This window comes from Xanthomonas axonopodis, from assembly GCF_001304695.1.
In the GTDB taxonomy this organism is placed as follows: domain Bacteria; phylum Pseudomonadota; class Gammaproteobacteria; order Xanthomonadales; family Xanthomonadaceae; genus Xanthomonas; species Xanthomonas axonopodis.
The window spans coordinates 1-8,101 of the sequence record NZ_JFAQ01000188.1 but is presented as its reverse complement, the minus strand read 5'-3'; the positions used below and the strand labels follow the sequence as shown (position 1 = coordinate 8,101).

6 protein-coding genes are annotated in these 8,101 nt (G+C 65.4%); all 6 read right to left on the bottom strand.

From position 1 onward, the window contains the following. Window positions 1-149: 149 nt before the first annotated feature. Window positions 150-1,640, bottom strand: coding sequence for an efflux transporter outer membrane subunit (locus XAXN_RS16265; protein WP_054320329.1), 1,491 nt, complete (start codon window positions 1,638-1,640; stop codon window positions 150-152). Window positions 1,641-1,644: 4 nt separating this feature from the next. Further along, a complete protein-coding gene (locus tag XAXN_RS16260; protein ID WP_054320328.1) occupies window positions 1,645-3,231 on the bottom strand; it encodes an MDR family MFS transporter in 1,587 nt (528 codons plus the stop codon). Next, window positions 3,228-4,430, bottom strand: coding sequence for an HlyD family secretion protein (locus XAXN_RS16255; RefSeq protein WP_054320327.1), 1,203 nt, complete (start codon window positions 4,428-4,430; stop codon window positions 3,228-3,230). The genes XAXN_RS16260 and XAXN_RS16255 overlap by 4 nt, the downstream gene beginning before the upstream one ends. Window positions 4,431-4,679: 249 nt before the next feature. Continuing rightward, the gene (locus XAXN_RS16250; RefSeq protein WP_054320326.1) at window positions 4,680-5,795 is read right to left on the bottom strand and encodes a polyamine ABC transporter substrate-binding protein; all 1,116 of its coding nucleotides are present in this window, start codon (window positions 5,793-5,795) and stop codon (window positions 4,680-4,682) included. Between the two features lie 220 nt (window positions 5,796-6,015). Beyond that, a complete protein-coding gene (locus XAXN_RS16245) occupies window positions 6,016-7,383 on the bottom strand; it encodes an aspartate aminotransferase family protein (RefSeq protein WP_054320325.1) in 1,368 nt (455 codons plus the stop codon). A 469-nt stretch (window positions 7,384-7,852) separates the two neighbouring features. Further along, window positions 7,853-8,101 (bottom strand): transposase (locus tag XAXN_RS16240; protein ID WP_167694814.1); only part of this gene is annotated, 249 nt, incomplete at its 5' end.

Here is an 8,101-nt window from a genome sequence, read left to right as displayed (position 1 = left end):
AGGTGGGGCTGCGGGGTGGCTTCGGGGGATGCCATTGAACCTCTCGATTGCGCAATGCGTGCGCCACAACGGTGACCGTCGACCATCATGGCAAAACCCGGGCGCGGCTGCGCATGTGCCGCCGCGTCAAAGATTGCCCTTGGCTGGCCTCAGCGCGCGCCCTGCGCCGGTTCGCTCCAGCCCAGGCCCAGACTCTTCTGCAGGGCCACGTAATTCACCAGCAACTGCACCTGCGCCTGCGCGGCGGCGTCCTGCGCCGACAACTGCTGGCGCTGCACATCCAGCAGATCGATCGATGAGGTGGCACCGGCATCGCGACGTTGCTGCATCAGCCCGGCCGAACGCGTGGCCGAAGCTTCGGCCTGGCGTGCGACCACCAGTTGCTTGCGTGCCGAACCGAAGCGCGCCAACGCCGAATTGGCATCCTGCAACGCAGCCAACACCGTACCTTCATATGCAGCTTCACGACCGGCATTGCCGGCGCGCGCCTGTTCCACCTGCGCCCGGGTCTTGCCGAAATCGAAGATCGACCAGCGCAGCATCGGCACCGCCAATATGGCCCGCGCGTCGGAATTGAAATCGCTCGGCGAGCCAGCGACCCAGCTCAAACCGCCCAGCAGACTCACCTGCGGGAAGTAGCCATTCAACGCCTCGCCGATCTGCGCGCTGGAGGCGGCCAGCTCGCGCTCGGCCTTGCGCACGTCCGGGCGGCGGCGGATCAACGCGCCGGCATCGTCCACGCGGACCTGTGTCGGCAGCATCGGCAATGGCTGCGGCGCGCTGAGCTGCGCATCCAGCGCGCCGGACTCGCGCCCGACCATCAACGCCAGCTGGTCCAGCGCCTCCTGCGATTGCATTTCCAGCGGCAGGCGCTGAGCTTCCTGCTGCTGCACCTGGGTGGCGATCTGCTCGACCTGCAGGTCAGACGCGGCGCCCTGCCCGCGGCGTTGCTGCACCAGCTGCAACGTCTGGCGGATCTTGCCCAGGTTGGCATCGGCAATGGCCAGGCGCGCCTGTAAGCCGTGGTAATTGAGATAAACCTGCCCGACTTCGGCGGCCAGCTGCACCTGTGCATCGGCCAGCTCGGCTTCGGAGGCCTCTGCCTGCGCCAGCGCACCTTCGGCGGCGCGACGGCGGCGGCCGAAGAAATCCAGCTCCCAGCTGGCATCGAAACCCGCGCTGTAGATCTCGGTCTTTTCCAGATCCAGCGCCTGGTTGCCAGCCGCCGGCGGCTGGCCGGGTTGACCCTGTTGCAGCCCGCCGAGCGTGTCGACGATGGTCTGCGGGGGCTCGGCGTAGGCATACACCGCGCTGGCGTTGAGCTTGGGAAGGCGTTCGGCGCGGCGTTGCCGGGCCAGCGCGCGATTGGCGCGCAGCCGCGCCTGCGCTGCGCGCAGGTTGGGGCTATCGGCCAATGCCTGGGTCACCAACTGGGTCAGGAGCGGGTCGTGCAGTTCCTCCCACCAGTGATTCAGGGGTGCGGCGGCGACCACGTCCGCGCCGCTGGCGCGATGCAGGGCCGGCGCCTGCATCGCCGCATCGGCCACGGCTGGCGGCTTGGTGTAGTTGGGGCCGAGCATGCAGCCGCCAAGCAACAGCGTGCTCAGCGCCGCAGCCAGCGGCATGCGGATCAGGCGCATGGAATCAGTGCATTGCAAGGTGCGCCCCCTTGGGTAACGGCTTGAGCAAAAAGGCCAACGGAATCGTGCAGACCACGATCACGCCGAAGATCCAGAACAGATCGCTATAGGTCATCACCAGGGCCTGCTGTTGCACGACACGGGCGAACTGGGCGATCGAGCGGGCCGCCGCCTCGCCGCCGGCGCTGCCCTGCATCTGTGCGGTCAGGCTGGCCAGCGCCTCCTGCGCGCGGCTGGCGTTGGCGGTGATCGAGCTACCGATGGTTTCGGTATGGAAGGTCATGCGGCGCTCCTGAAAGGTGGAGATCAGCGCCAGCCCGACCGAACCGCCCAGATTGCGGCCGGCGTTGAACAGGCCCGAGGCATCGCCTGCCAGTTCCGGCGGCACAGACGAGATCGCCGCCTGGTTGAGCGACATCATCGCCAACGCCAAGCCGCAGCCCTGCAGCAGCTGCCCGGCGACAAAATGCGTGCCCACGGTGTCGGCAGTCAGCGACAGATTGACGAAGCAGGCAGCGGCAAAGCAGATCAGCCCGGCAATGACCAGGATGCGCACGTCCACCGTTTCCAGCAGCTTGGGCATCATCGGCATCAGCAACACGGTCGGCAGGCCGGACAGCAGCAGCACGTACCCGGCCTGCTCGGTGTTGTAGCCGGAGATCACCGCCAGGAACTGCGGGATCATGTACATGACGCCGAACAGGATCATGCCCACCGCCATGACCATGATGAAGACCGCGCCGAAGCTGCGCTGCAGCAGCAGCGACAGCCGAATCACCGGAGGGCGCCGCCGGAACTGGCTGATCACCAGGGCGACGAACCCGCTCAACGCGATCAGGCTCAGGGTATTGATCTCGCTGGATTCGAACCAGCGCTCGCGCTGGCCTTCTTCCAGCACCACGGTCAGCCCGCCCAGACCGGCCGTCAACCCGTAGATGCCCAGCCAATCGGCATTGAGCAGGCCGGCCCAATCGCCCTTTTCATGCTTGAGACCGAGCAGCAGCAGCGCCACCAGGCCGACGCAGATCGGCACGTTGATGAAAAACGCGTAGTGCCAGCTGACGTTTTCGGTCAGCCAGCCGCCGAGCAGCGGACCGATCACCGGGCCCATGATCACCGTCATGCCGAACAAGGCGGTGCCCATGGTCTGCTGGCTGGGCGGCAACCGCGTGGCGACGATGGTCAGCGCGGTCGGAATCAGGGCGCCGCCGGCCAGCCCCTGCCCGACGCGGCCGATGATCATCATCGGCAGCGACGTCGACAGCCCGCACACCACCGAGAACGCGGTGAACATCACTGCACAGATCAGCAGAAAATTGCGCAGGCCCAGCGTGCGCACGAACCAGCCGGTCAGCGGGATCATGATGATCTCGGCTACCAGGTAGGCGGTGGAAATCCAGGTGCCTTCGGTGCCACTGGCACCGACCTCACCCTGGATGGTGGGCAGCGCGGCGTTGACGATGGAAATATCCAGCGTCGCCATGAACGAGCCAATGGTGCCGGCCAGCACTGCCAGCCAGGCGCCCGGCTCGGCCTTCTCGCGCTGGGCGCTGCCGCCGGCACGCGGGCCGGCGGCGGCCGCTGCACTCATCGCGCGCGCTCCTGCTCCTGCACGCGGTCGGATTCTTCTTTGGCACGCTGCTTGGCGTCCTTGGCCGAGCGCGTGTCCACGGTGACCTCCACCGACATACCCGGCACCAGCACCTTGCGTGCCTCTTCGCCGGCCAGCACACGAATGCGCACCGGCACGCGCTGTACCACCTTGGTGAAATTGCCGGTGGCATTTTCCGGCGGTAGCAACGCGAACTGCGAGCCGGTGCCCGGCGACAGGCTTTCGACTTTGCCGTGCAACTTCACGCCGGACAACGCGTCGACCTCGATCTCGGCCGGCTGGCCGGGACGCATCAGACCGACCTGGGTTTCCTTGAAATTGGCGACCAGATACAGCGATTCCTGCGGCACGATGGTCATGGTGCGGGTGCCGGCGCCGAGGAACTGGCCCACCTGCACGGTCTTGTCGCCAACCCGGCCGTGAATACGGCTGGTCAGACGGGTGTCTTCCATCGCCACCCGCGCCTGGTCGGCATCGGCGGTGGCCTGTTTCACGCCGGCCTGTGCCTGTTCCAGTTGCGCGCGGCTGGCCTGGACCTGGCTCTCGCCGGCCTTGGCCTGCGCCTGCGCGGCGTCGTACTGGGCACGTGCGCGAGCCAGATCGTGCTGCAGACTTTCCTGATGTTCGTGGGTGTCTGCGCCGGAAGCGGCCAACGGCGCGAAACGCTTCACCTCGGCCTGGGCGAACTTGAGGCTGGCCGCAGCTGCGGTGACCTGGGTACGCGCCTGCAACAGCGCCGATTCCTGCGCGGAGATATTGGCGGTGGCAGCGACGATGTCGGCCTGGCGTGCGGCAATGGTGGCTTCGGCCTGCTGCAGGGTGGCCTGATAGGTGCGGTCGTCGATCTGCAGCAAGGGCTGGCCGGCCTCCACGATCTGGTTGTCGCTCACCAGCACCTTGGTCACGTAGCCGCTGACGCGCGGTGCCACCGCCACCGAATCGGCCTGCAGATAGGCGTTGTTGGTGTCCTGCATGTAGCGGCCCTTGATCAGGTAATAGGCCAGCCACACCACCAGCAGGATCAGCACCAGCACCCCGACCAGGATCAGCGTCCACTTCACCCTGGGGTTCTTCAACGGCGAGGGCTTGGGCGGCTCCTGCTCGTCGCGCACGCCGGCGCCCTGCGCATCCGTGGCCGAAGACTGGCCGTCGTTGGACTGGTGGTCGTGGTTGCTCAAAAGGATGCGTCCTGTGTGATGGGCGAGGCACGCCATGCAGGGGCCGCATCGGCGGCTTCGGCACTGGCGGCGCAACCATACAATTATTTGAACTGCCCGGTACAGATTGCGTGATGACCCGGTCGGCCGACAATCGGCATACCACGTCCCGACGGTGCCATCCCTATGCCGTGCGCTTCGCCCGCGGGATGGGCTGTCGCACAAGGCAGCACTGCGCTCGGGCGCAGCAACCGCCGTCAACACAGCTGCTCAATGCCCGGTCTTGATCTCGGTCCACAGCCGCGTGTACAGCCGGTCCACTTCCGGCGGATTGATCGAGTAAGTAAACATCTTGGCCGTCACTTCCGGCGGCGGGTAGATGGTGGGGTCGTTGCGGATCGCCGCATCCACCAACGGCGTGGCGGTGCGCACCGGGTTGGCGTAATGGATGAAGTTGGTATTGGCCGCGGCCACATCCGGCTTCAACAGATAATTGATGAAGGCGTAGGCGTTGTCCGGGTGCTTGGCGTCCTTGGGAATGGCCAGCATGTCGAACCACTGCGGCGCACCTTCCTTCGGAATGGCGTAGGCCACCTTGATGTTGTTGCCGGCCTCCACGGCACGGTCGCGCGCCTGGATGATGTCCCCGGACCAGCCCACCGCCAGGCAGGTGTTGCCGTTGGCCAGCGAGGTCACGTACTGGCTGGAGTGGAAGTTCTGTACGTACGGGCGAATGGCCTTGATCAGCGCGGCAGCTCTTTCGATCTCGGCCGGCGCCGTGCTATGCGGATCGAGCCCGAGATAATTGAGCGCGATCGGAATCATGTCCGAAGGCGTGTCCAGGATGGTCACCCCACAGTCCTTGAGTTTGGACAGATTCTCCGGCTTGAACACCAGATCCCAGCTGTTGGCGACATCGGTGTTGCCGAAGATGGCCTTGAGCTTGTCGACGTTGTAGCCAATGCCGGTGGTGCCGATCATGTACGGCACGCCATAGGCATTGTTCGGGTCCTGCGCGGCAATGCGGCGCATCACGTCCTGATCCAGATTGACCAGATTGGGGATCTTGCTCTTGTCCAGCGGCAGGAAGACGCCGGCCTGGATCTGCCGGCCGAAGAAGTTCAGCGTGGGCACCACCACGTCGTAATCGCTGCCGCCGGCCAGCAGCTTGGTTTCCACCATTTCGTCGCTGTCGAAGACGTCGTAGGTGACCTTGATGCCGGTGCTCTTTTCGAACGCGGGAATGGTGTCTTCGGCGATGTAATCGGAATAGTTGTAGACGTTGAGCACCTTGGCCTGTGCGTCGGTCTTGCCGGGCGCGCCAGCGCCGCCGCAGCCGGACAACAGGGTGATGGACAGCGTCAGGGCGAGCAGGCGCAGCGTCATGTGGGTCTCCAGGGCAACGCGATGGGGGGCCGGTGTCGAATCCGGTCTCTTCCCAGCCTACCACCGCGTACCGGTTTGCTAGCGCAGCGCGGCCGGCACAGACCGACCGTGCCGCCTGGCGAGCGCGGCAGCCGCCGCGATGGCATCGGCGCGCGCATGCTTGGTCGTCACCGACCTCGTCGCGGCCCGCCGCCGTGCGGTGGGACCGGTTGTGCGGGAGCTATCGGCCCAGCGCCTGCGCGGTGTCGTCCAGCGCGGCCCAGGCCTTGTCGAACAGTTCCTCGACCTGCGCGCGGGTGATGATCAACGGTGGCGACAACAGCATGGCATCGTAGGTCGCGCGCAGGATCAGACCGCGGCGCAGCGCGAAATCGCGGCACATCGCCCCTACCCGCCCGCGCCCCGGGAAATACGCACCGCGACGCTGTTTGTACGGCACCAGTTCCAGCGCTCCGACCAGCCCGGCGATGCGTGCCTCGCCGACCAACCGGTGCTCGCCCAGCGTGGCCCAGCGCTGCGCCAGGTACGGCGCAACCTGCGTGCGCGCGGTCTCGACGATGCCCTCGTCCTGCAGCAGGCGCAGGTTTTCCAGCGCCACCGCTGCGCATACCGGGTGCCCGGCATAGGTGCCACCGTGCGCCAGCTCGCCGCCCTGGGTCTTGAGCACGCCGGCCACGCGGTCGTTGAACATGGCTGCCGCCAGCGGGATGTAGCCGGAGGTGATGCCTTTGGCCAGCGTCATCACGTCGGGCTGGAACCCGAAATACTCCGCACCGAACCATTCGCCGGTGCGGCCGAAACCGCAGATCACTTCATCGGCAACCAGCAAAACGTCGTAGCGGCGGCAAATCCGCTCGATTTCCGGCCAGTAACTGCGCGGTGGGATGTAGACGCCGATGGCGCCCATGATCGGCTCGCCGATAAAAGCGGCGACGTTATCCGGCCCGAGCTGCAGAATCTTGTCTTCCAGGCGACGCGACGCGACTAACCCGTACTCCTCCGGATCCATCTCCCCGCCATCGCCGAAGTGATACGGCGGTGCGATGTGGCAGATATCGGCAATCGGCAACCCACCCTGCTGGTGCATCCCCTTCATGCCGCCCAGGCTGGCACCGGCCATGGTGGTGCCGTGATAGCCATCGTGGCGGCCGATGAAGATGCGTTTTTGCGGCTGCCCCTGCACGGCCCAGAAATGCCGCACCAGGCGCAGGATGGTGTCGTTGGCCTCGGACCCGGAGTTGGCGAAGAACGCATGATTCAAATCGCCCGGCGCCAACTCCGCCAGCTTGGCCGCCAGCTGGATGGTGGGTTCGGTGGTGCACTGGAAGAAGCTGTTGTAGTACGCCAGCTGCTCCATCTGCCGCGCCGCTGCCTGCGCCAGCTCCTTGCGTCCATAGCCGACATTGACGCACCACAATCCGCCGAACGCATCCAGCAGTTGGTTGCCATCGGCATCCCACACGTACACGCCCTCACCGCGCGTCAGGATGCGCGTGCCCTTCTGTGCCAGTGCCGCGTTGTCGTTGAACGGGTGCAGATGATGCGCGGCATCGAGTTGCTGCAACGACTTGAGCACAGCAGAATCCACGACCTGCTCCACGCATCAGGAACCAAGAGCATACCCAGTCCCTGTTGCCGGACCGTAGACGGCTGTGCAGATCGCCCCGCCACTCCCTCGCACGCCCGACAGACAGGTGGGCCGCAAGAACTTCAACTGCCAACAACATCGCCCTCATCCGCCCTTCGGGCACCTTCTCCCGATGGGAGAAGGAAACGTCAGGCGACGTAGGCGACCTGCACATTATGGACTGCGCTTCCGGCCTCCTGCCCAGCACTGACTGGCCTGAGTATGGCATCGCCGCACCTTCGAGCGACGCCCATTGCAGCGCTTGCTTTGCTTTGCTTACGATTTTCCGGGGCCCCATACCGCAGCGGCAAGGCCGGCAGATACAACCCGCAGGGCGGCGCGCATGGATGCGCGACGTTTTTGTAAGGGACATGAGCGACTCGTGCTCAGCCGCCTTATTGACGAAAAGCAAACGCTAGGAAAGGTCTGATCAACGCGGCCGGACGACAACACCTTCCCCACGGCCAGGCATCAACTGCTTTCGTTTCATCCACAGGTTCGACAACGCAAACAGCGTCAGCACCTGCGCGGTGTTCTTCGCCAAACCGCGATAGCGCACCTTGACGTAACCGAACTGGCGTTTGATGACTCGAAACGGATGCTCCACCTTCGCGCGCAGGCTGGCCTTGGTGTGCTCCCAACGCTTCGCCCGCTTCAATTCGCGTTTGTTCTTGATGTG